Here is a 23,191-nt window from a genome sequence, read left to right on the forward strand (position 1 = left end):
CGGTTCAAAATGTTATCCGGTATTAGCCCCGGTTTCCCGGAGTTATCCCAGTCTTATGGGCAGGTTACCCACGTGTTACTCACCCGTCCGCCGCTAACTTCTTGAGAGTAAGCTCTCAATCCATTCGCTCGACTTGCATGTATTAGGCACGCCGCCAGCGTTCATCCTGAGCCAGGATCAAACTCTCCAATAAAGTTAGTTTGTCTAGCATCTAAAAATAAAAATTGACGTTTCACGTTGTTTGTTTCGTTCAGTTTTCAAAGAACTACTTGGTCGCTCATTTGCGACTTCCTTATGTTAACATCTTCGTTTTTCGATGTCAACTAAGTTTTTCAATTTCTTTTTTGTCTTTTTCTGCGTTTCCGCATCAGCGACGGTTATTAATATATCATGGTGAAAAATGAAATGCAACACCTTTTATAAACTTTTTTTTAAACTGCCCACATTTCTTTTTTAATATCATATACTTAGACGAAATATCTCTTTCATGTATGAGTAATTCCTACATATATTTTATATAAAGTTACTCTATCAAAAAACGTTTCTTTCTATACTAAGCGTTTTATTCATATACCATATCATACAAGGAGGAATATATATGGACTATACCGATTTATTAATCAAACTAGGTCTCTCGGCGATTTTAGGGTTTGCCATTGGTTTAGAACGCGAATTAAAACGGAAACCACTTGGTTTAAAAACGTGTTTAGTTATTTCTATTATTAGTTGCCTCCTAACGATTGTTTCTATTAAAGCAGCTTATAACTTACCACATACCGATCATATGAATATGGATCCACTTCGACTTGCCGCTCAAATTGTATCAGGAATTGGTTTTTTAGGTGCTGGCGTAATTTTAAGAAGAGGCAACGATAGCATTGCAGGGCTCACGACTGCCGCTATGATCTGGGGTGCTTCTGGTATTGGTATTGCCGTTGGAGCTGGTTTCTATATCGAGGCGATTTTCGGAATGTGTTTCCTTATGATTAGTGTCGAACTTATACCACTCGCGATGAAATATGTAGGCCCTAGGTCATTTCGTCAACGTGATATCGCTGTGAAACTTGTTGTACGAAATATGGACAATATCCCAATTGTAATTGAAGAAATAAAGGAAATGGATATAAAAGTTAAGAATATGAAGCTTAAAACATTAGAAAACGGTTCTCACTATTTACATCTTAAACTGTCCATTGATCAAAAAAGACCTACTGCTGATGTTTACTATGCTCTTCAACATCTTGAAAGTGTCCAACAAACTGAAGTGGAAAGTATGTAGCATAAAACAAACTCTCTTTAATTAGAGAGTTTTTCTTTTTTCTATAATGGTAACAATGAATGTAGTCCTGCAAAACAAGGAGGAATTTACTATTGAAATCCCGTCCGAATTTAGTAGATACATTTCGTGATTCCATTATTTTTCGTTTAATTTGTTTTATTATTGTATTCACTGCTTTTTCTGGTTTTCTTATACATAGATTAGAACCCTCTCATTTCACTACATGGTTTGACGGAATTTGGTGGTCAATCGTTACCATTTTTACAGTTGGATATGGCGACTTTGCTCCTCATACAACGATAGGAAAACTAATAGGTATAAGTATTATTTTATTAGGAACTGGCTTTTGTTCTTATTATATGGTTCTATTCGCTACTGAGATGATCAGTAAACAATATATGAAAATTAAAGGTGAAGAAGCCGCTACCTCTAACGGTCATATGATTATCGTTGGCTGGAATGAGCGTGCAAAACATGTTGTAAAGCAAATGCATGTATTACAACCAAACCTTGATATCGTTTTAATTGATGAAACACTTTCTTTACTCCCAAAACCATTTCATCATTTAGAATTTATAAAAGGTTGTCCGCACCACGATCAAACTTTATTAAAAGCTAATATTAAAACGGCACACACCATATTAATAACAGCGGATAAAGAAAAGAACGAAAGCTTAGCAGATACACAATCCATTTTAAATATTTTAACTGCAAAAGGACTCAATCCAAACATTCACTGCATCGCAGAACTACTTACTACTGAACAAATTCAAAATGCAACGAGAGCTGGCGCGTCAGAAATTATAGAAGGAAATAAATTAACGAGTTATGTATTTACCGCTTCTCTTTTATTCCCTTCTATTTCAGGTGTACTATTCTCACTTTACGATGAAATCTCTGATAATAAATTACAACTGATGGAGCTTTCTCCGTCCTGCACCGGACAAACCTTTGCAAATTGTAGCTATACCCTTTTAAAACAAAACATTCTCTTACTAGGTATAAAGCGCGACGATCAATATATGATTAACCCAGTCCATACCTTCATTCTTATCGAAAGCGACGTACTCATTGTTATTCACCATTAAGAAAATGTTTTTCTAGTTCCCGCATGAGCACTTTTCCAATATTGATATATTTTCTTTTCACTTCTGCATCTGGATCTTTCGGTTCAGCAAATTGATCCATCCCACTCGTTCCCGCGGTTAAAGTATTCACATTATCATCTAGTTCGTCTTGATATACGTGCGAAAGAATATACGGCGTTTCAAGACGGACTACTACACCAGGTACATCTAGTTCACCATCTACTGCTGTAAACGGCACTCGTAAAAATTGATACCCATCTTCTTCATCGATTTTGTAATCGAAGCATCCTTTATCATAATCCCAATTACCACCAATACTATATCCAAGTGGTTTCATAACCTCTTCTAATTTATATAACGAATATGTACGTCCTTCTAAATTTGATTGAATCGGAATCAAGCCCATCCCTCCAAGACTTTTCCTTTAGCATACCCACTCTAGTTTGAATATACTGATGGACTTTTCGATAAAATAATAAAAAGCGACCGGAATCCGGTCGCTTTTTATTATTTTAAACGCTCTTCTAATTCTGCTTTTAATTCTTCAAATCCTGGTTTACCAAGTAAAGCAAACATGTTTTTCTTGTATGCTTCTACGCCAGGTTGGTCAAATGGATTTACGCCTAATAAGTAGCCGCTCATCGCACATGCTTTTTCAAAGAAGTATACAAGGTAACCGAATGTGTACTCATTTAATTCAGGAATATTTACGATTAAATTTGGTACTCCCCCGTCGCTATGTGCAAGTAATGTACCTTCGTATGCTTTTGTGTTTACGAAGTCTACAGTTTCACCAGCAAGGTAGTTTAATCCGTCTAAATCGTTGTCTTCTAATTCGATTGTTAGTTCATGTGTAGATTTACCTACTTTAAGAACTGTTTCAAATAAGTCACGACGACCTTCTTGAACGTATTGACCTAATGAGTGTAAGTCAGTTGAGAAGTTTGCTGAAGATGGGAAAATACCTTTTTGATCTTTTCCTTCACTTTCACCAAATAACTGTTTCCACCACTCAGCGAAGTATTGAAGTGCTGGCTCATAGTTAACAAGCATTTCAATTGTTTTTCCTTTATTGTATAAAGCGTTACGAACTACTGCGTATTGGTAAGCTGGGTTTTCTTCTAGTTCTGATGTTCCGAAGTCATCATGACCAGCAGCTGCACCTTTCATCATCTCTTCAATATTTAAGCCACTTACTGCGATTGGTAATAAACCAACTGGCGTTAATACAGAGAAACGTCCTCCAACATCATCTGGAATAACGAATGTTTCGTAACCTTCGTTATCAGCTAATGTTTTTAATGCACCACGTGCTTTATCTGTAGTTGCATAAATACGTTTGCGAGCTTCTTCTTTTCCATACTTCTCTTCTAATAACTTACGGAAAATACGGAATGCTAGTGCTGGCTCTGTTGTTGTACCTGATTTGGAAATAACGTTAATAGAGAAGTCTTTACCTTCTAATACGTCCATTAAATCTTTCATGTAAGTGGAGCTAATGTTTTGTCCAACAAATAGCACTTGTGGAGTTTTACGTTGTTCTTTAGATAGCGTGTTGTAGAAAGAATGGCTTAACATTTCGATTGCTGCGCGTGCTCCTAGGTAAGAACCACCAATACCTACAACAAGTAAAATGTCAGAGTCGTTTTTAATTTTTTCTGCGCATTTTTGAATGCGAGCGAATTCTTCTTTGTCATATTGAAGCGGAAGGTCTACCCACCCAAGGAAATCGTTCCCAGCTCCAGTTTTTTCGTGGATTGCGTGATGTGTTACTTTCACTGCATCACGTAAATAAGTGATTTCATGTTCACCGATGAAGGATAACGCTTTAGAATAGTCGAACGTTACATGTGTACTCATCTTTTTCCCTCCAATTATGGATATGTATTTCTGTATTCACTTTAGCGAAACTGAAGTTGTAAATCAAGCGATTCAACCATTGTAAACGTAACCAATATATATTTTTTAGAAAAAGTTCATTTTTTGCATAAAAATTCGCATTTTTCGGTATAGATGTATATACATCCTCTTTCGAACATTTTTTATGTATAAAAACAACATAACTACCCCATTCTATAAAAGAGTTAATTAACTCATCGCTTGCTCATGCTTCACAATTAAGGGGGGCTTTTTCATGAGTACTTTGCAACGTATCGCATTAGTCTTTACTGTAATTGGCGCTGTGAACTGGGGACTAATCGGATTTTTCCAGTTTGACTTAGTAGCAGCCATTTTCGGCGGACAAAATTCAGCTCTTGCACGTATTATTTACGGCATCGTTGGTATATCTGGGCTTATCAACCTTGGTTTACTGTTTAAACCATCTGAAAATCTTGGTACGCACCCAGAAACAAACGAAATTCGATAATCAGTATGTCCTTTCACCTCCGACATACGAATATGATTGCATGCAATCATATTTGCAAATATATATCATAAGATAAAGTAAAAGAGGAACGCTCATATGCGTTCCTCTTTTACTTTGTTAACTCGGACTCTTCAATCCATTCTGCCAACTTTTCTCGCAGCGTATTAAATCCGTTTTCAGATGGGTTCGGTATAAGAATCCTTCCTTGTTTTCTTTTCGCCGCTTTTAACGATAAACTCATTTTTCTGTGCTCTTCATCAATTGAAAGTACCTTTACTTCTACTGTATCGCCGACTTTTAAAAAGTCATGAATATCCTTTACATATCCATTTGTAATTTCAGATATATGCACAAGTCCTTGTGTTTCTGCATCTAACGCTACAAATGCACCGTAATCTTGAATTCCAGTCACTTTCCCTGTTACAACCACTCCTGTTGTATATTGTTCTGACATATGAAACACTCCCATACGTTTACCATTCTCTCTACAATTATAGAGAGCAAAGCAGATATATTTATTTTAAATATCCGATTGGTTAGTACGCATTCTAGATAATGATATCTAGAATGCGTATACCTTATATTAGTAAATTATACCACTATGACAGAACTCATTCAAAATTCATGAAAAATTTCCCTTAAAGAAGTATAATTCTCCAATATTGGGATAGACTACTAACACATGGCTTTCTAGTATTCCCCCCCTTTTATGGACAAAACGTATTACGTTTTGTCCTTTTTTTATTTTCTACAAATCGTTCCATTCTCTTCATCGCTTCCATAAGTTGTTCAAGCGACGTCGCATATGAACAACGAATAAATCCTTCACCACTTTCGCCAAATACGCTACCAGGGACAACGGCCACTTTTTCTTCCAACAATAACTGTTCTGCAAATTCCGCTGAAGATAATCCGGTTGAAGATATAGAAGGAAAAACATAAAATGCTCCGCCCGGCACATGACACGTTAAGCCCATTTCATTGAAAGATGTCGTCATGAAGTTACGACGCTTCTTATAGCTATCTCTCATTCGAATTACTTCATCGTTCCCTGCGCGTAACGCCTCAAGTGCTGCAAACTGAGACATCGTCGGTGCACACATCATTGAATACTGATGGATTTTGAGCATTAATTCTGAAAATTGAACAGGAGCTGCAATCATACCGAGGCGCCATCCTGTCATCGCAAATCCTTTTGAAAATCCTGAAATTAAAATCGTATGCTCACGCATATTTTTAATACTCGCGAAACTTGTATATACTTCGTCGTATACAAGTTCTGCATAAATTTCATCAGATAATACGATTAAATTGTACTTCTCAACAATCACTGCTATTTCATCAAGCTCGGATTTATTTAGCATTGCACCTGTCGGGTTATTTGGTGAACAAAGCAAAATTGCCTTTGTTTTCGCTGTAATAGCTGCTTCAATTTGTTCTGGTTGTACTTTAAACTCGTTTTCTAACGTAGTCGCCACAGGAACCGGAACTCCTCCAGCTAATGTCACAAGTGGTGCATAAGAAACGAAGCTCGGTTCAATAATGAGCACTTCATCATCAGGATTTATAATGGCGCGCATCGCTACATCTAACGCCTGGCTCGCTCCAACTGTAACAATGATTTCATCACTTGGATCATAAGATACTGCAAATTGTTTTTTTAGATACTTTGCTATTTCTTGACGGAGCTCCAATAATCCTGCATTTGCTGTATATGACGTATACCCTTGTTCCAAAGAACGAATACATGCTTGCCTTACATTCCAAGGTGTAACAAAATCCGGCTCTCCTACCCCGAGGGAAATAACACCTTTCATATTTGCTGCTAAATCAAAAAATTTTCGAATACCCGATGGTTTTAAAGATTCTGCTGATCTAGATAGTTCAAATTGCTTCATGGTGTCACCACAATTCGCTTATCATCATCGTCTTTTTCATAAATAACGCCCTCATGTTTATACTTCTTCAAAATGAAATGAGTAGTTGTAGAAACAACAGATTCAATTGTTGCTAATTTCTCAGAAACAAACATCGCTACTTCTCCCATCGTTTTCCCTTCTAATGTAATAGAAAGATCATATGTCCCTGACATTAAATAAACGGATTTCACTTCTGAATAACGATAAATTTGTTCAGCAACCGCATCAAACCCAACGCCATGCTTTGGCGTAACTTTCACATCGATCATTGCCGTTAAACCTGTATGTTCTTTCACCTTCGTCCAATCAATATGTGTTACATAATCCACAATAATCTTTTCATTTTCTAACCTCGCAACCATCTTCTTTACTTCTTCTACCTCTATATTTAACAGCTTCGCTAATGTATCTACAGATAATCGACTACTCTTTTCAAGACAAGCTAATAATTCTAATTCTTTTTCTGTCACCATATAAATCATCCTTCCTTTTCGTTTGTGTTTAAATTATACAAATACCCTTTCCAGTTTGAAAAGAAGATTTTTCTATTGAATTATGTCAAAATAAAGTGAAACTTTAATCAGCGGAAAAATGCGTGATAAAGCGAAAGGGGATGGAACCGTGAAACCAAAAGTTTATATTGCTGAACCAGTTCCAACATTTGTAGAAAACTATTTATCAGAACACTGTGATTATGAAAAATGGGATCAAAATGAGAAAGTACCTCGTGATGTTCTATTAGAGAAAATACAAGATAAAGATGGGTTATTAAATTTCGGATCTGCTATTAATGAAGAATTACTGACAGTGGCTCCTAACTTAAAAGTAGTGAGCAACATTTCTGTCGGTTACGATAATTTTGATTTACAAGCGATGAAAAACCGAAATGTTATCGGAACAAATACACCATACGTATTAGATGATACAGTAGCTGATCTCGTTTTCGCCCTTATGTTATCTGCTGGGCGCCGTGTTTGCGAACTCGATTCTTACGTGAAAAATGGTGAATGGAACGCTGAAATTGGAAAAGAACACTTCGGACTAGATGTACACCATAGCACAATTGGTATTATCGGTATGGGCCGAATTGGAGAAGCCGTTGCAAAACGAGCGAAATTCGGATTTGATATGAATGTTCTTTACTATAACCGCCGTCGTAAAGAAGAAGCTGAACAAAAATTCGATGCTACATATTGTGATTTACAGACGCTACTGAAGCAGTCTGACTTTATTGTTCTTCTTACTCCATTAACAGATGAAACATATCACCTTATCGGAGAAAAGGAATTTTCATTAATGAAAGAAACAGCAATCTTCATTAATGCTTCTCGCGGGAAAACAGTAGATGAAGAAGCGTTAATCCATGCTTTAACAGAAAAGAAAATCTTTGCAGCAGGTATCGATACATTTACACAAGAGCCGATTCAAAAAGATAATCCACTCTTATCATTACAAAATGTTGTGACTTTACCACACATCGGATCTGCAACATTAAAAACTAGGCAGCAAATGGCTATGACCGCCGCTGAAAATTTAGTTGCAGGATTACAAGGAAAAACACCGCCTAATATTGTTCGCGGGTAATACTGAATAAACGAAAGGCAAGATGACATCGTCATCTTGCCTTTTTTTGTTAACATATTTTCTTCTTCCTTGGAGATGATATGAACAAAAATCAATGGAGTGACAAAAAATGAATCACGAATATACTTGTCCTTATTTCACTTTTTCCACTCGCGGCACTACTATTCATTACGAATTGTATGAACACGATAACAAAACAGAACGTCCTACTTTCGTACTCGTTCACGGCTTTTTATCTTCCTCATTCAGTTACCGTCGTCTCATTCCCTTACTATCGAAAGCAGGAACAGTGATTGCTCTTGATTTACCACCGTTCGGAAAAAGTGATAAGTCTCATCTATTTAAGTATTCTTATCACAATTTAGCAACGATTATTATTGATTTAATTGAACATTTATCTCTCTCAAACATTGTATTAGTTGGGCACTCTATGGGTGGGCAAATTTCTCTCTATGTAAACCGTATACGTCCTGAACTCATTTCAAAAACGATTTTACTATGCAGCTCTAGCTATTTAGCACGCGCAACCTTACCTTTACTATACTCTTCTTATTTACCGTTCTTTCATTTATACGTAAAGAACTGGATTATTAGACGCGGTATTGTTCATAACTTAATGAATGTCGTTCATGATCACTCATTAATTGACGATGAAATGAAAAAAGGTTACTCCGCTCCTTTTTATGACGACCGTATATTTCCCGCTTTAACTCGCATGATACGAGACCGTGAAGGTGACTTATCTTCAACTGAATTACAAAAAATCGAAACACCTACACTACTCATTTGGGGTGAAAAAGACCGCGTCGTCCCTGTACATGTAGGTCATCGGCTACACAAAGATTTACCGAATTCAAAATTTATTTCTTACGAAAATACAGGACATTTACTACCTGAAGAAAAGCCTGAACATGTTTATGAAGAAATTATCGCTTTTTCTGCGCAATAAAGTGAAACTTTAATTAGCCCCCACCTAACTTCTTTGCTTCTGCTGAATTTTGAGGTGGGGGTCTTACTGCCCGGCAAATAGCGGGATAATATAAAAAAGGCCGTCGGAAATTCCGACAGCCTATAATGAACAGCTTCCGCCTTCTTTTATTACAAGTAATTCCACAGCTAATTTCTCACATTTTTCAAGCGCAGGTACTTCCTCAAAAGACATAAAGTATATATGTTGAATCTTCTTTGCGATGTATTTTGGATCATCAAACACACTTATGACGTTCACAACATCGCTCGCTTCTGTTTCATAAAACTCCGGTCCCATTTGAAACGGATCCCAATTCTTCACAACCTCTATCATCTTTTCATATGTACCCATTCGCTTCCCGCCTTTTCACTTTTTAATACTTTTCTTTATCCTATCACATCAGCTATTCTATAAGAAGAGAGAGAACTTTCATAACTTATTGGTTTTACAGAAGAAGGGGGCAAACGTATGCAACTATTTCATAAAGCAATCAATCGACGTGGAACGCATAGTATAAAATGGGATACATATAAAAACGAAGAACTTATCCATGCTTGGATTGCTGATATGGATTTTGAAGTACCAACACAAATTCAAACTGCTTTAAAGAAACGTATTGAGCATCCTATTTTCGGCTATACACTTCCTCCCGAAAATATTGGAGATGTTATTTGTAACTGGACAAAAAAACAATATAACTGGGACATTCAAAAAGAATGGATTGTTTTTAGCGCGGGGATCGTTCCAGCTCTTAGTACGAGCATACAGGCTTTCACAAAAGAAAACGAATCCGTTCTCGTACAACCACCTATTTATCCTCCATTTTTCGAAATGGTCACAACAAACAACAGGCAGTTATGCGTGAGTCCATTACAGAAACAAAATGATACATATGTGATAGACTTCGAGCATTTAGAAAAGCAGTTTCAGCAAGGTGTCAAACTCATGCTTCTTTGTAGCCCTCATAACCCAATCGGACGCGTTTGGACGAAAGAGGAACTTGTGCAGCTCGGATCGTTATGTACTAAATATGACGTTATCGTTGTCGCGGATGAAATTCATTCCGATATCATTTATGCAGACCATACACATACGCCGTTCGCTTCCTTATCTGAAGAATTAGCAGAGCGCACTATCACTTGTATGGCTCCAAGTAAAACATTTAATATCGCTGGATTACAAGCTTCGATTATTATCATTCCAAACGAAAAACTCCGTCACGCCTTTATAGCTATCCAATATAGACAAGGCTTCCACGGGTTAAATATCTTTGCCTACACAGCGATGCAAAGTGCCTATACAGAATGTAATGATTGGTTAAACGAAATTCGATTATATATAGAAGATAATGCTCAATTTGCTTGTGAATATATTAAAACTCACATACCTGCTCTTTCCGTAACGAAGCCAGAAGGTAGCTTTTTATTATGGATTGATTGTTCTCGTCTAAAGCTTCCTCAAAACGAGCGTACTGCATTACTTGAGGAAAAAGGAAAAATCATCGTTGAACCTGGTGAGAAATATGGGTTAGGTGGCGAAGAACATATTCGAATTAACATCGGCTGTCCACGATCTGTTTTAGAAGAAATTTTGAACAGACTGCGTCATACGTTTTCATAATAATAGAGGAGTCTGTCCCCTAATCATTCTTGGACAGACTCCTTTGTCCTATTTTATCGGTAAGTCGATATATTCCAATAACCGCTGATATATTTTCACTTATACTACACAAAAAAAAGCTACCAGCACGGTAGCTTTTACTTTTTCTTCATATCTGCTGCTTTTTTTACAATTACACCACAAGCAATTCGATCGCCTGATTTACCTGTCGGTTGTGTCATACCATCATCAGGGTTTTCTGTAATAATAATAGACGCTCCATCTTTTCTATGAATCGTCGTTTTTCCTTCTTCAAGTGTGATGTGAGGTGCATCGATTTCCGCTTTAATCTTCCCAGAACCATCTGCAACTACGTTCGGTAAATCACCGTTTTCTGCACCCTTCGGATTAAGAAGACCATGTTTTTTATCATCAGGATTAAAATGATTCCCAGATGATTCAAAACGAGGTGCCTTACACTCTCCGATTTCATGTACATGTAGTCCGTGTGGTCCTGGCGTGAAACCTTCTCCTTTAATCGTAATTTTCACGCCACTTGTTTGCTGCACTACTTTCGCAGTCCCTACTTCATCTCCTGAAGCATTATGTAATTTCACTTCAATTTCTTTCGGCTTTCCTTGGTCACAACCTGCCATCAGAAATAATAAACAACAACTGAAAAAAAGCCGTTTCTTCATTCCATTCCCTCCAAAATATATTCTGCCCTTAGATTGTCCGAGCATAGAGGGAAACATACAAAAATGCGTTACTGTTTCTTTTCAGATAATAGTTTTTCTTCAACTTTCTGTAATCGCTCCGCTTCGCGTTTTGATACACGAATGAACATACGCCACGTAGCAACGGCACCAATTATAAATAGCACGCAAACAATCCCTGGAATAATATATTCTGTTTTATCTTCCGGAAAATATAAAGGCATCATATAGAACACTCCTTATTATAGGATTTGTAAAACATCAGAATTTTCTGTTATATAACTTTAAATTATAGTGGAACCTATCCATATTCTCAAGGGGGCGTTCCGAAAGTGAATGATTTCTTTGACTCCTTCTCCTACTTTCCTTACTATAAACTTGAGGTGAAAAATATGAGAGAAACATTTGAAATTGGTGAAATCGTTACTGGTATTTATAAAACTGGCAAATACATCGGCGAAGTTACAAATAGCCGCCCTGGCAGTTACGTCGTAAAAGTATTAGCTGTTTTAAAACATCCGGTGCAAGGTGACTTACATAACGTAAAACAAGCTGACGTACCATTTTTCCATGAAAGACGCGCTTTAGCTTTCCGTGAACAGACGAACATTCCAGAGCAAATGGTGAAAAAATATGAAGGAGAAATTCCGGATTATACCGAGTCACTAAAATTAGCATTAGAAACCCAAATGAATTCATTTTCTGAAGATGATTCACCTTTTGCAGAGCGTAGTCTAGAAACATTAGAACAGTTAAAGAAAGACTACAAACTTTAAAAAACAAAACGACCAAATTACATAATGTGCAATTTGGTCGTTACTGTGTGCTCACTTTCTTTAACACTTTTGAAAAGTCAACGAGTTCTCCTAATGTTGGAGGTGCTGGTTTTACTAAATACTCTTTATCTTTTTCTACTAGTTTAAAAATATTGTACGTCGTCATCGCATCATCAAGCGCACAATGATGCTTCCCTGTCCCTACTTTTCCGTACGCCTCAATTGCTTTCCATAATCCTGTTTGATTTCTTTCTCCAAAAAACTTCTTATACTCAAGCGATAAATCACGACACTGTCCGAAGAATGGAAAAGCTATCCCTGCCATTTCACAATTATGCTTCAGCACTTTCATATCCATATTTCCCCACGTTACAATTGTCGGTTTACATTTCGTTTCGTATTCCGCAAGCTTCTTAACGAGTTCAGGAAATGAAATCCCTTTATCCACGACTTCTTGTTTTATTCCTAAAAACTTCTTACATCGATCCGTTAAAGAGGGAAATGTTTTCGGCCTGACATGTGATGAATACGTATCTTCCACCTTACAGCCAGCAACTGAAACGAGTCCTACCTCAATAATTTCCGGAAAAAATCCTTTCGGTTTCTTTCTATGCTGGGGCATCGTAAACTCAAAGTCTAAAAATAAAAATCGTTGTTCATCCATACGATCCCTTCCTTATCATTTTTATCATTCCTTTCTATTTGACACTCCTACACGAACAAGCTCGAATGCTAATTCCATTTTAAATATTCAGATTGGATGTATCTTATATATATGTCAAATGCCCACAAATATTTTAAAAAATAAGAAAAAATGACCTATGCAGAAAATATGACAAAATCCCTCCTTGCATTTACATCCGCAGTTTTTCTACTTTATAATGACGTTATGTGTGTTTCATCTAGTTAATATTTGACACACTAAGAAAAATGAATGAAAGGAGATGAGATTTTTGCACGAAACAACGCAAGAACTCGCTAACTGGCAGTATTATTTTGCTATCGCAGTCTTTTTAATTACATATGCCATTATTATTTCTGAAAAAATTAATCGCGCTGTCATCGCACTTCTTGGTGCAGCATTCATGGTAATTGTGGGGGTCGTCGATTTACATAACGCCTTTACGAAACATATTGAATGGGGAACGATTACGCTACTTATCGGTATGATGATTTTGGTGAACATTACGAGTAAATCAGGTGTTTTCCAATACGTTGCCATTAAAGCAGCAAAAGGGGCACAAGGAAATCCAATTAAAATTTTAATTTCCCTTTCCCTACTTACCGCGCTTGGCTCCGCATTTTTAGATAACGTTACAACTGTACTTCTTGTTGTTCCAGTTACTTTATCTATTACGCGCATACTGCAAGTAAATCCTGTTCCATATTTACTTTCTGAAATTATTTTTTCAAACATTGGGGGAACGGCAACATTAATTGGTGATCCACCTAACATTATGATTGGTTCTGCCAATAAGCATTTAGACTTCAATGCTTTCCTATTGAACCTAGCACCAATCGTAATTATTATTATTGGAGTTACAGCAACAATACTTTACTTCATGTACCGTAAACAATTAATTGCCGATCCTGTACAGGTTAAAAAATTAATGAGCTTAGATGAAAAACAATACATTAAAGATCCAGTATTAATGAAAAAATCTTTAACGGTGCTTGGACTTACGATTGTAGGTTTCATGACTCATTCTATTTTCCATATTGATGCGGCTATCATTGCCTTAACTGGTGCTACTGTACTTATGTTAATTGGTGTGAAAGAGCATGAAATTGAAGAAGTATTTGCAAGCGTAGAGTGGGTAACAATCTTCTTCTTCGCAGGGCTATTCGTACTTGTTGGAGGACTTATCGATATCGGTCTTATCAAAATGTTAGCTCAAAAAGTAATTGGTATAACAGGCGGAGATATTTCTTACGCATCCATCCTTATTTTATGGGTATCTGGTATCGCCTCTGCAACAATTGATAACATCCCATTCGTCGCAACAATGATTCCACTTATTAACGATATGGCAGTTGGGCTAGGCTTATCACCATCTGACGCACAAATCGATGTATTATGGTGGGCATTAGCACTAGGTGCTTGTCTCGGTGGAAACGGAACATTAATCGGAGCTTCTGCTAACGTAATCGTTGCAGGTATTGCGAGCCGCGAAGGACATAAATTTAGTTACATGGAATTCCTAAAAGTCGGTTTCCCAATTATGATCGTTTCATTAATCATTTCTCACATTTATATTTATTTACGCTACCTTATGTAGTAAAAAGAGCGCTCTGATAATCAGGGCGCTTTTTTACTTATATCTAAAATATATCGACTTATCAACAAAAACGAAAAATCTACTCTTTATATCTCACCGGTTCATTTCGAATAATAAATAAATGAATCGGTAAGAACACCGAAAATGTGATTACATGAATAATCGTAAATAATATAGAGTTCGTTCCATATCTGTCTAAAATAGCGTAGATAAGATAAATAGACAATACAATCGATACAGCTGTTGCTAGTAAACTTATAATTGGTACGAAATTAAAAATGAAACATGCAACATATATACCGAACACTTTCCACCCTGCTTCTTCTTTCAAAAAATCTGGTAATTTATCTTTCGCTAAGTCACCCCACGTCTTACTATTCAAAAACGGAATAAACGCAAGCACCCCGTCCGTTGCACCATCATTTTTCGCCATCGAATAAAGTGCAAAAGCCGTTAACAAATATGAAATAATTGCCCAAATCAATATAACAAGAATAAACGCAAAACTAAGAGCAAAGAAACCTGCTAGTACGCCTTGATCCTCCATCTTATCCTCTCCTCTCTACTTTCAACATATTTCATTACATTGCAAGTTATGTTTTAAAATTTATCCAAACTCTTTGTATAATAAGAGAAGATAGAGAATAAGAGAGGAGAAACACTTATGCATCCATTTGTAAAAGCATTACAAGAGCATTTCACAGCTCATAAAAATCCTGAAAAAGCAGAACCTATGGCTCGTTATATGAAAAATCACTTCCCATTTCTAGGTATTCAAACACCGGAAAGACGCCAATTATTAAAAGACATCATTCAAATACATACTCTCCCAGATAAAAAAGACTTCCAAATTATCGTACGTGAGCTTTGGGACTTACCAGAACGTGAATTCCAAGCGGCCGCACTTGATATTATGCAAAAATATAAAAAACATATAAACGAAACTCATATCCCCTTCTTAGAAGAACTTATTGTCACAAAATCTTGGTGGGACTCTGTCGATAGCATCGTCCCTACATTCTTAGGTACTATCTTTTTAAAACACCCAGAATTGATTTCTGCTTATATTCCAAAATGGATTGCATCAGATAACATATGGTTACAACGCGCCGCTATTTTATTCCAACTGAAATATAAACAAAAGATGGATGAAGAACTTCTTTTCTGGATTATTGGACAACTACATTCTTCAAAAGAATTTTTCATTCAAAAAGCGATTGGCTGGGTCCTTCGTGAATATGCAAAAACAAATCCGGATGTAGTTTGGGAATACGTGCAAAACAACGAGCTCGCTCCATTAAGTAAGCGTGAAGCAATTAAGCATATTAAAGAAAATTACGGAATAAATAATGAAAAAATAGGCGAGACTCTATCATAGATAGACGCGTTCCTCTATTGAGATTTAAAAAAGAACGTGTTAGAATATGTTCATTATTACTAATATAAGTAGCGATGACGGACTTATAAGTACTTGCATAAAAAGCGATTCAGGGATAGTGAAAGCCTGAAGCCGCAAGGAAACGGCAGTCCCGAGCAATACATGATAAAGTGGATGCACCTTTTGTGTATCAACTAGGGTGGAACCGCGGGCAAACGCTCGTCCCTAGGCAAATAAGCCTTGGGATGAGCGTTTTTTTATGTTCTTTTTAGCTATACTGCTCGTTTCCAAAGTATCAGAGTATGTCATCGCCAATACGTTAACTTTCAAAAGGAGGATTTTCTTATGTATTCAATGGAACAAGTTGTAAACTTAGCGAAACATCGCGGTTTTGTTTTCCCTGGTTCTGAAATTTACGGTGGTCTTGCAAACACTTGGGATTACGGTCCACTTGGAATCGAATTAAAAAATAATGTTAAAAAAGCTTGGTGGAAAAAATTCATTCAAGAATCTCCATACAACGTTGGTTTAGACGCAGCTATTTTAATGAACCCTAAAACTTGGATCGCTTCTGGTCACGTTGGTAACTTCAACGATCCAATGATCGACTGTAAAAAATGTAAAGCTCGTCACCGTGCTGACAAATTAATTGAGGATGCTTTAGATGCAAAAGGCATCGAAATGGTTGTTGATGGTCTTACTTTCGACCAAATGGCTGACTTAATGAAAGAACATGAAGTAAAATGTCCTGATTGCGGTAGTGAAGAATTCACTGAAATCCGTCAGTTCAACTTAATGTTCAAAACATTCCAAGGTGTTACAGAGTCTAGCACAAACGAAATCTTCCTTCGTCCTGAAACAGCACAAGGTATTTTCGTAAACTTCAAAAACGTTCAACGCTCTATGCGTAAAAAGCTTCCATTTGGTATTGGCCAAATCGGTAAGAGTTTCCGTAACGAAATCACGCCTGGTAACTTCACATTCCGTACACGTGAATTCGAACAAATGGAACTTGAATTCTTCTGTAAGCCTGGTGAAGATTTAGAGTGGTTCGCATTCTGGCGTGAAACTTGTAAAAACTGGTTACTTTCACTTGGTATGACTGAAGAGAGCATGCGTCTTCGTGACCACGGTGAAGAAGAGTTATCTCACTATAGTAATGCAACAACTGACATTGAATTCAAATTCCCATTCGGTTGGGGCGAACTTTGGGGCGTTGCATCCCGTACAGACTTCGACTTAAAACGTCACATGGAACACTCAAACGAAGACTTTAACTATATCGATCCACAAACGAATGAGCGTTACGTACCATACTGCATCGAGCCATCTTTAGGCGCAGACCGTGTAACATTAGCATTCTTATGTGATGCATATGAAGAAGAGCAATTAGAAAACGATTCTCGTACAGTTCTTCGTTTCCACCCTGCTTTAGCACCATACAAAGCAGCTATCTTACCATTATCTAAAAAGCTATCTGAAGGTGCTACTGAAGTATTCGCAGAATTAGCTAAAGACTTCATGGTAGACTTTGATGAAACTGGTTCTATCGGTAAACGTTACCGTCGTCAAGACGAAATCGGTACACCATTCTGTATCACATACGACTTCGACTCAGTTGAAGACAAAGCTGTTACAGTACGTGACCGTGATACAATGGAACAAGTTCGTATGCCAATTAGCGAACTAAAAGGTTTCTTAGAGAAGAAAATCCAGTTCTAATTATAAGAAAAAGAGGCTGCTCATAAGAGCGCCTCTTTTTTACTTTTCACGTTTTTCTTTAATTGCTACTGTACATCTTGATATACATAGTAAATCATCATTTTCATCAATAATACGAACATCCCAAACCATTGTCGATTGTCCTCTATGTATCGGTGTTCCGATCGCTGTTACAATTCCATCTTTCTTTGAGCGAATGTGGTTTGCATTAATTTCTAATCCGAAACAAATACATTTTTCTTGATCAATTAAATTGTATGAACCAACACTTGCCACTGTTTCTGCTAATGCAACCGATGCACCGCCATGTAAAAATCCAAATGGCTGATGCGTACGCTCATCAACAGGCATCGTAGCAACCACCTTATCTTCTGTCATCTCTAACAACTCAATTCCAAGTGAATCCATTAAAGTTTTTGCCATATCGCTTCCTCCTTCTCTTGCTTTAATTAAATGTATAATTTTACCTATTTATTTTCAAACTACTTATAACACTTATATAAGGAGGCTTCACCTAAATGAAACAGAAATTTTGTATATTACTGCTTATGTTCTCCTTGCTGACTATTGTACCAAATTGTGCAATAACAGCCAAAGCATCTAACCTGACAATCGATGTTAAGACTGTAACGCAAAAAGGTAAGAAACCTTATATAGAATATCAAATAAATAGGCCTTCTTTTCACAACTTTTCTGACTCTACATTTCAAAATAAGCTCAATTTATACTACAAAAAATCCACTGACAAATTTAAAAACAAATTAGAAAAAGAAGCAAAAAAATACTATAAAGAGACAGAAGGATCTAGTACACCATTTCATCCGTACGTAGCAAATGTTGATTATAAAGTCTCTTTAAACAAACCACCTTTTCTTAGCCTATATGTGAATTACTATCAATATACTGGCGGAGCACACGGTCTTTATACGTGGAAGGCAAATACATTTGATTTAAAAGAAAAAAAGCTACTGCACTTAGACGATTTATTTCAACAAAAAGATAAATATAAAGATGTAATCCGTGCAGAGATTGTAAGACAAATTAAACAAAATGAAAGTATTTATTTTCCTGATGCAACTGAAAAGGTAATGAGTATGAAAAAGTTTCACTTCTTTTTAGAGCCAGACAATCTCGTCATTTATTTCCCTTTATATGAGATTGCTCCGTATTCAAGTGGAATTCCGCAATTTCGTATTCCATATACGTTGTTAAGAGACTATTTAAAGCCTTCTTATCAAAATATTTTGATTGACAACAAGTAAATATTTTAGCTACGATAATGTTAACCTAAAAACAACAGGAGGTTAACATTATGAGAAGATTACATGTTTTAGATTTAGCATTAGCTGCCATGTTCGTTGCTCTTATGGCCATCGGTGCAAATATTGTATCTTGGGCACCATTCCTTCAAGTAGCAGGTATCCCATTATCTATGCAACCATTTTTCGCAATTTTAGCAGGTCTTCTTCTTGGAAGTAGACTTGGTGCTTTATCCATGACTGTTTATATGCTCGTTGGCGTAGCCGGCGCACCAATCTTCGCTAACTTCAAGGCTGGATTTGGAGCACTTTTAGATCCTACTGGTGGTTTTATTATCGCATTTATTATCGTTGCTTACGTATCGGGGAAACTAGTAGAACAAAAAGAAAGACCAACATTCATTACATTTGCGATTGCCTCTTTCACAGGAATTATTTTAACTTATATAATCGGTACTACTTACATGTACGGGGCAGTCAATCTCTTTATGGGCGGTAATATGAGCTATAAAGCTGCTTGGATGATTATGATGTGGTTTGCAGTAAAAGATATTGTATTTACAATTATCGGTGCTATTATCGCCCCTCGCATATACTATGCTGTGCGTCGTTCTGCTTATCAGCATTCTCATTCGACGATTTCATAATAAAAAAGAGTTATTGCAGCTTGCTGCAATAACTCTTTTTTTATATTAAGACTCTTGATTCACTTGTTCTTCTAAAATTTTCTTCATCATTACAACCATGTCATCACGTAATTCTGGGTGTTGCAGGGCCATTTCAATTGTCGTTTGAACGAATCCTAGCTTTTCACCTACGTCGTAGCGCTTTCCTTCGAAATCGTAAGCAAATACACGTTGGATTTCATTTAAGCTTTGGATTGCATCTGTTAACTGAATTTCACCACCAGCACCGACATGTTGCTGCTCTAAGAACATAAAGATTTCAGGCGTTAAAATGTAACGGCCCATAATCGCTAAGTTTGAAGGTGCTGTACCTTGTGCTGGTTTCTCAACGAAATTGCGAACTTGGTAACGACGACCTTCTTGTTCTAATGGATCAATAATTCCGTAGCGGTGTGTTTCATTTTCTGGAACCGTTTGTACACCAATAACAGAAGAAAGCGTTTTATCATATTCTTCGATTAATTGACGTAAGCATGGTTTTTCAGCTTGAACGATATCATCGCCTAATAAAACAGCAAATGGCTCATCACCGATGAATTTACGTGCACACCAAACAGCGTGTCCTAATCCTCTTGGTTCTTTTTGACGAATATAATGAATATCTACCATTTTTGAAGAAGCCTGTACTTTTTCAAGTAACTCATACTTTTTCTTTTCTAATAAGTTTTGCTCTAACTCAAATGCATTATCAAAATGATCTTCAATAGAGCGCTTTGTTTTACCAGTAACGATAATAATATCTTCGATTCCTGATTGTATTGCTTCTTCTACGATGTATTGGATAGTTGGTTTATCTACTATCGGCAACATTTCTTTCGGCATTGCTTTTGTTGCTGGTAAAAAACGTGTTCCCAATCCAGCTGCTGGGATTATGGCTTTTCTTACTTTTTTCATCACAAAATACCCTCTCTTCTGTCAGAATCAATAACGATCATTTCCTTACATAAAACAAAAGGGAGATTTCGCTCCCTTTTGTTCCCTACTACTTAAAATTACTTTATATTATAAACGATTCATAATATCTTCTTTAATAGTAAGTAACTTTTGTTCACTATTTTGTAAAGAACTATCTTTTACACCAAAGTAGAACTTAATCTTCGGTTCAGTTCCAGATGGACGTAGGCAGAACCATGAACCATCCTCTAATTGATATTTTAACACATTTGATTTCGGTAAGTGAATCTCTTCTTTATGTCCATCTTGTAAAGATGTAACAATGCTTGCTTTATAGTCTTCAACTGCTACGACTGTTAAGCCCGCTACTTCTTTCGGAGGATTCTCACGGAACGTCGCCATCATCTCTTGGATTTGTTCCGCTCCATCTTTTCCTTTTAACGTTAACGATACAAGGTCTTCACGGAAGAATCCGTATTTCTCAAATACTTCTAATAGACCATCATATAACGTTTTCCCTTGTGATTTGTAGTATGCAGCTACTTCACATGCAAATAGGACAGATTGTACTGCATCTTTATCACGGCAGAATGGACGGATTAAATAACCATAGCTTTCCTCATAACCGAATTGGAATTCGTATTGTCCGCTTTCTTCATACTGTCTAATTTTCTCACCGATAAATTTAAATCCAGTTAACGTATCAATTGTATCTAAACCGTATGCTTTTGCAATTGTACGACCAATTTCAGACGTTACAATTGTTTTTAATACGACACCGTTCTCTGGAAGCGTTCCGTTTTCTTTCTTTTGAGATAGTAAGTAATCAAGCATTAATGCACCTGTTTGGTTACCTGTTAATACTTGGAACTCACCATTATGATTACGAACTGCTACACCAAGGCGATCTGCGTCAGGATCAGTTGCGATTAATACATCTGCGCCTACCTTTTCACCGTCACGAATTGCATACTCAAACGCTGCGTGCTCTTCTGGGTTCGGTGATTTTACTGTAGAGAAGTTTGGATCTGGTAACTCTTGCTCTTTTACAACTGTTACATCTGTAAATCCAACTTCTTTTAAACCACGGCGTACAGAAATATTTGATGTTCCGTGTAATGGTGTAAAGACGATTTTTAAGTCTTTACCAACCTTTTGTACCATTTCTTTATTAATGATAACATTGTTCAATTCTGCAGCATATGCATCATCTACTTCTTGTCCAATAATATGTAATAAACCGTCAGCTTTTAATTGCTCTACATCAGCGACTTCAACTGTTAATTCATCTTCTACTGCGTTTACGTAGCTAATTAACTCATCTGCCTCTTTTGGAGGCAACTGTCCACCATCTTCACCGTATACTTTATATCCGTTATATTCAGGCGGATTATGGCTTGCCGTAAGAACGATTCCACTTACTGTATGTAAATGACGAACTGCGAAAGAAAGCACTGGCGTTGGACGTAAGCTTTCAAACACATATGTTGTGATACCGCGTGCGCCAAGTGTTGCAGCGACCTCCATTGCGAATTCAGGCGATTTATGTCGAGAATCATAGGCTACAACAACACCTCGTTTTTTCGCTTCCTCACCTAACTTTTCAATAAAGCTTGCTAATCCTTTTGTTGCTTTACGAACTGTATATACGTTTAAACGGTTCGTACCAGCACCAAGTTCACCACGCATACCACCTGTGCCAAACTCTAGATTTTTATAAAAACTATCCTCGATTTTCTTCTCATCTTGCTTCATATTTTCTAGCTGTTCTTTTAATTCTGCATCTAATTGTGCGTAAGAAAGCCAGCGACTAAATTCTTGTTTCCAATTCATTCTTCTCTCTCCTCCCGCTTGTCATATCTTTATTATATGAAAAAAATATGCTGTATCTCAATATTTTATAAAATCTAGCAGGATTTTACTAGGAATATTTGTATACACTATTGTTAAATACTCCACTAAAGGGAATGAGGATTATGCAAGAATGGGGCTTGTCAGAAGAGCTCAAAATACAAACAAAGCAAATGATTGAAATTGCTGAAAGAGAACTATCGATTATGAGAAACGCAATCGATAAAGAAGATGAATGTATTTTATGCAAAATGGAAGATATTCATCATATGTTGGCAAATGTACAAACATTGGCAGCTACATACTATATTCAGGCATATTTATCACCTTATACGGAAAGTTCATCTTTTATTACGACAGCTATCCAACATTTAAGCGCTAGAAAACATGGTGCTCTTATCGTTGTGGAACGAAATGAAACGCTTGAAGCTTTCATTCAAACTGGAACGACATTAAACGCTCATTTAACTGCGCCATTACTCGAATCAATATTTTACCCAGGTAACCCTCTTCATGACGGTGCCGTTCTCGTAAAAAATAATCATATAGTCTCAGCTGCTAATATTCTTCCTTTAACGAAAAGTACAGAAGTTGATTCTGAGCTAGGAACGCGTCACAGAGCTGCAATAGGCTTATCAGAAAAGAGTGATGCACTTATATTAGTTGTCTCTGAAGAAACGGGCCGTACTTCTTTTGCTTTAAATGGGATTTTGTATACAATTTCTTTATAAAGTGAAACTTTAATCAGCCCTCACCAATTGAGCGTTTACGGGCAACCCCACCTCACTTCTTTGCTTCCACTAAATTTTGAGGTTAGGGTCTT

At 36.8% G+C, this 23,191-nt stretch carries 26 protein-coding genes and 1 rRNA gene; 13 read left to right on the forward strand and 14 right to left on the reverse strand.

Features of this window, described 5'->3' with window-relative positions:
* A 16S ribosomal RNA gene (locus BM089_RS21115) occupies nt 1–193 on the reverse strand; the annotation flags it as partial.
* Between the two features lie 405 nt (nt 194–598).
* Between BM089_RS21115 and BM089_RS21125 the strand changes: the two genes are divergently transcribed.
* Together BM089_RS21125 and BM089_RS21130 are read left to right on the forward strand one after the other, a co-directional pair.
* Nucleotides 599–1,279, forward strand: a complete 681-nt coding sequence (locus BM089_RS21125) for an MgtC/SapB family protein (protein ID WP_000386677.1) — start codon at nt 599–601, stop codon at nt 1,277–1,279.
* A 92-nt stretch (nt 1,280–1,371) separates the two neighbouring features.
* Complete coding sequence (locus BM089_RS21130) at nt 1,372–2,367, forward strand: potassium channel family protein (RefSeq protein ID WP_000842316.1); 996 nt, start codon at nt 1,372–1,374, stop codon at nt 2,365–2,367.
* On the opposite strand, the gene BM089_RS21135 is transcribed toward BM089_RS21130, so the two are convergent.
* Nucleotides 2,354–2,767, reverse strand: coding sequence for a YugN-like family protein (locus BM089_RS21135; RefSeq protein WP_139213307.1), 414 nt, complete (start codon nt 2,765–2,767; stop codon nt 2,354–2,356). The genes BM089_RS21130 and BM089_RS21135 overlap by 14 nt on opposite strands.
* Before the next feature lie 107 nt (nt 2,768–2,874).
* Nucleotides 2,875–4,227, reverse strand: coding sequence for a glucose-6-phosphate isomerase (locus BM089_RS21140; protein WP_000103664.1), 1,353 nt, complete (start codon nt 4,225–4,227; stop codon nt 2,875–2,877).
* Between the two features lie 274 nt (nt 4,228–4,501).
* Here BM089_RS21140 and BM089_RS21150 point away from each other — a divergent pair, with 274 nt between their 5' ends.
* A complete protein-coding gene (locus tag BM089_RS21150; RefSeq protein ID WP_000105788.1) occupies nt 4,502–4,735 on the forward strand; it encodes a DUF378 domain-containing protein in 234 nt (77 codons plus the stop codon).
* A gap of 109 nt (nt 4,736–4,844) precedes the next feature.
* Here BM089_RS21150 and yugI read toward each other — a convergent pair whose 3' ends face one another.
* From yugI to BM089_RS21165, 3 genes are all read right to left on the reverse strand, one after another.
* Nucleotides 4,845–5,189 carry a S1 domain-containing post-transcriptional regulator GSP13 gene (gene yugI, locus BM089_RS21155; protein WP_000003764.1) on the reverse strand — a complete coding sequence of 115 codons (345 nt, stop codon included), beginning with the start codon at nt 5,187–5,189 and terminating at the stop codon, nt 4,845–4,847.
* Between the two features lie 253 nt (nt 5,190–5,442).
* Nucleotides 5,443–6,633 (reverse strand): aminotransferase, encoded by a 1,191-nt coding sequence (locus tag BM089_RS21160; protein WP_000808528.1) that lies wholly within the window; start codon nt 6,631–6,633, stop codon nt 5,443–5,445.
* Nucleotides 6,630–7,127, reverse strand: coding sequence for an Lrp/AsnC family transcriptional regulator (locus BM089_RS21165; RefSeq protein WP_000255696.1), 498 nt, complete (start codon nt 7,125–7,127; stop codon nt 6,630–6,632). Before BM089_RS21165 ends, BM089_RS21160 begins: the two co-directional genes overlap by 4 nt.
* A 118-nt stretch (nt 7,128–7,245) precedes the next feature.
* On the opposite strand from BM089_RS21165, the gene BM089_RS21170 reads away from it, so the two are divergent.
* Nucleotides 7,246–8,238, forward strand: a complete 993-nt coding sequence (locus BM089_RS21170; RefSeq protein ID WP_002094180.1) for a 2-hydroxyacid dehydrogenase — start codon at nt 7,246–7,248, stop codon at nt 8,236–8,238.
* Nucleotides 8,239–8,347: 109 nt separating this feature from the next.
* Nucleotides 8,348–9,187, forward strand: a complete 840-nt coding sequence (locus tag BM089_RS21175; RefSeq protein ID WP_001015204.1) for an alpha/beta fold hydrolase — start codon at nt 8,348–8,350, stop codon at nt 9,185–9,187.
* A gap of 120 nt (nt 9,188–9,307) precedes the next feature.
* Here BM089_RS21175 and BM089_RS21180 read toward each other — a convergent pair whose 3' ends face one another.
* The gene (locus BM089_RS21180; RefSeq protein WP_000537641.1) at nt 9,308–9,559 is read right to left on the reverse strand and encodes a YugE family protein; all 252 of its coding nucleotides are present in this window, start codon (nt 9,557–9,559) and stop codon (nt 9,308–9,310) included.
* A gap of 117 nt (nt 9,560–9,676) precedes the next feature.
* Between BM089_RS21180 and BM089_RS21185 the strand changes: the two genes are divergently transcribed.
* Nucleotides 9,677–10,828 carry a MalY/PatB family protein gene (locus BM089_RS21185; RefSeq protein ID WP_090978027.1) on the forward strand — a complete coding sequence of 384 codons (1,152 nt, stop codon included), beginning with the start codon at nt 9,677–9,679 and terminating at the stop codon, nt 10,826–10,828.
* A 137-nt stretch (nt 10,829–10,965) separates the two neighbouring features.
* Here BM089_RS21185 and sodC read toward each other — a convergent pair whose 3' ends face one another.
* Both sodC and BM089_RS31180 read right to left on the reverse strand, forming a co-directional pair.
* Nucleotides 10,966–11,505: a superoxide dismutase [Cu-Zn] gene (gene sodC / locus BM089_RS21190; RefSeq protein ID WP_023523265.1), complete on the reverse strand. Its 540-nt coding sequence runs from the start codon at nt 11,503–11,505 to the stop codon at nt 10,966–10,968.
* Nucleotides 11,506–11,573: 68 nt separating this feature from the next.
* On the reverse strand, nt 11,574–11,750 hold the full coding sequence (locus BM089_RS31180; protein ID WP_075717125.1) for a hypothetical protein: 177 nt from the start codon (nt 11,748–11,750) through the stop codon (nt 11,574–11,576).
* A gap of 165 nt (nt 11,751–11,915) precedes the next feature.
* Between BM089_RS31180 and BM089_RS21195 the strand changes: the two genes are divergently transcribed.
* Nucleotides 11,916–12,299, forward strand: coding sequence for a kinase-associated lipoprotein KapB (locus BM089_RS21195; RefSeq protein ID WP_001209343.1), 384 nt, complete (start codon nt 11,916–11,918; stop codon nt 12,297–12,299).
* 40 nt (nt 12,300–12,339) lie between these two features.
* On the opposite strand, the gene kapD is transcribed toward BM089_RS21195, so the two are convergent.
* Nucleotides 12,340–12,963: a 3'-5' exonuclease KapD gene (gene kapD / locus BM089_RS21200; protein WP_000344356.1), complete on the reverse strand. Its 624-nt coding sequence runs from the start codon at nt 12,961–12,963 to the stop codon at nt 12,340–12,342.
* Nucleotides 12,964–13,252: 289 nt separating this feature from the next.
* Between kapD and BM089_RS21205 the strand changes: the two genes are divergently transcribed.
* A complete protein-coding gene (locus tag BM089_RS21205) occupies nt 13,253–14,578 on the forward strand; it encodes an ArsB/NhaD family transporter (RefSeq protein ID WP_000545210.1) in 1,326 nt (441 codons plus the stop codon).
* 79 nt (nt 14,579–14,657) lie between these two features.
* Here the strand turns inward: BM089_RS21205 and BM089_RS21210 are convergent, their stop codons facing one another.
* Entirely contained in the window at nt 14,658–15,125 is a 468-nt protein-coding gene (locus BM089_RS21210; protein WP_000390061.1) for a hypothetical protein, read from the reverse strand.
* Between the two features lie 117 nt (nt 15,126–15,242).
* Between BM089_RS21210 and BM089_RS21215 the strand changes: the two genes are divergently transcribed.
* Both BM089_RS21215 and BM089_RS21225 read left to right on the forward strand, forming a co-directional pair.
* On the forward strand, nt 15,243–15,956 hold the full coding sequence (locus BM089_RS21215) for a DNA alkylation repair protein (RefSeq protein ID WP_000553298.1): 714 nt from the start codon (nt 15,243–15,245) through the stop codon (nt 15,954–15,956).
* Between the two features lie 345 nt (nt 15,957–16,301).
* Nucleotides 16,302–17,678: a glycine--tRNA ligase gene (locus BM089_RS21225; RefSeq protein WP_000287154.1), complete on the forward strand. Its 1,377-nt coding sequence runs from the start codon at nt 16,302–16,304 to the stop codon at nt 17,676–17,678.
* A 39-nt stretch (nt 17,679–17,717) separates the two neighbouring features.
* On the opposite strand, the gene BM089_RS21230 is transcribed toward BM089_RS21225, so the two are convergent.
* Complete coding sequence (locus BM089_RS21230; protein ID WP_001140612.1) at nt 17,718–18,101, reverse strand: hotdog fold thioesterase; 384 nt, start codon at nt 18,099–18,101, stop codon at nt 17,718–17,720.
* A gap of 95 nt (nt 18,102–18,196) precedes the next feature.
* On the opposite strand from BM089_RS21230, the gene BM089_RS21235 reads away from it, so the two are divergent.
* On the forward strand, nt 18,197–18,940 hold the full coding sequence (locus BM089_RS21235) for a DUF3298 and DUF4163 domain-containing protein (protein WP_000810334.1): 744 nt from the start codon (nt 18,197–18,199) through the stop codon (nt 18,938–18,940).
* 50 nt (nt 18,941–18,990) lie between these two features.
* Nucleotides 18,991–19,584, forward strand: coding sequence for a biotin transporter BioY (locus BM089_RS21240; RefSeq protein ID WP_001253381.1), 594 nt, complete (start codon nt 18,991–18,993; stop codon nt 19,582–19,584).
* Between the two features lie 45 nt (nt 19,585–19,629).
* Here the strand turns inward: BM089_RS21240 and galU are convergent, their stop codons facing one another.
* Both galU and BM089_RS21250 read right to left on the reverse strand, forming a co-directional pair.
* Complete coding sequence (gene galU, locus BM089_RS21245) at nt 19,630–20,517, reverse strand: UTP--glucose-1-phosphate uridylyltransferase GalU (protein ID WP_000757815.1); 888 nt, start codon at nt 20,515–20,517, stop codon at nt 19,630–19,632.
* A 108-nt stretch (nt 20,518–20,625) separates the two neighbouring features.
* Nucleotides 20,626–22,350, reverse strand: coding sequence for a phospho-sugar mutase (locus tag BM089_RS21250; protein ID WP_001104220.1), 1,725 nt, complete (start codon nt 22,348–22,350; stop codon nt 20,626–20,628).
* Between the two features lie 143 nt (nt 22,351–22,493).
* On the opposite strand from BM089_RS21250, the gene cdaS reads away from it, so the two are divergent.
* On the forward strand, nt 22,494–23,099 hold the full coding sequence (gene cdaS, locus BM089_RS21255) for a sporulation-specific diadenylate cyclase CdaS (RefSeq protein ID WP_001158743.1): 606 nt from the start codon (nt 22,494–22,496) through the stop codon (nt 23,097–23,099).
* The last annotated feature ends 92 nt before the right edge of the window (nt 23,100–23,191 follow it).

The organism is Bacillus sp. 5mfcol3.1, assembly GCF_900114335.1.
GTDB lineage: Bacteria > Bacillota > Bacilli > Bacillales > Bacillaceae_G > Bacillus_A > Bacillus_A thuringiensis_S.